Source organism: Novosphingobium sp. 11B, assembly GCF_054589055.1.
The window spans coordinates 1-291 of record NZ_BAAILP010000190.1 but is presented as its reverse complement, the minus strand read 5'-3'; the positions used below and the strand labels follow the sequence as shown (position 1 = coordinate 291).

The 291-nt window shown below is 62.5% G+C and carries 1 pseudogene; it reads right to left on the bottom strand.

Going from position 1 to position 291, the window contains the following annotated elements:
- Positions 1 to 291, bottom strand: a pseudogene (locus ACYPYD_RS17050) (IS5/IS1182 family transposase); the annotation flags it as partial.

Genomic DNA, 291 nt, shown 5'->3' with positions numbered 1-291 from the left:
TGGCCCCGCGCTTTCTTGAATAAGCGGGCATCGGGATCAGTGGTTGATGCATGGGTCGCATTGCTGCGCTTCTCGCCCCGGAAATCGCGTCCGGCATTGCTCGGCGCTGTTTTCTGCTCGCCATGGCCGGAGACTGAACCACCGCCATCGTCATCCCCGGGGCCGCCTTCATCCTTGGGCCTGAAGCTCTTCACGCTGGCCCACGCTTCGACCAACGTGCCGTCCACCGAGAAATGATCGTCGGACAGAAGAGCCTGCACGCGGGCCTGGTTGATGATGGCGGACAGGAAC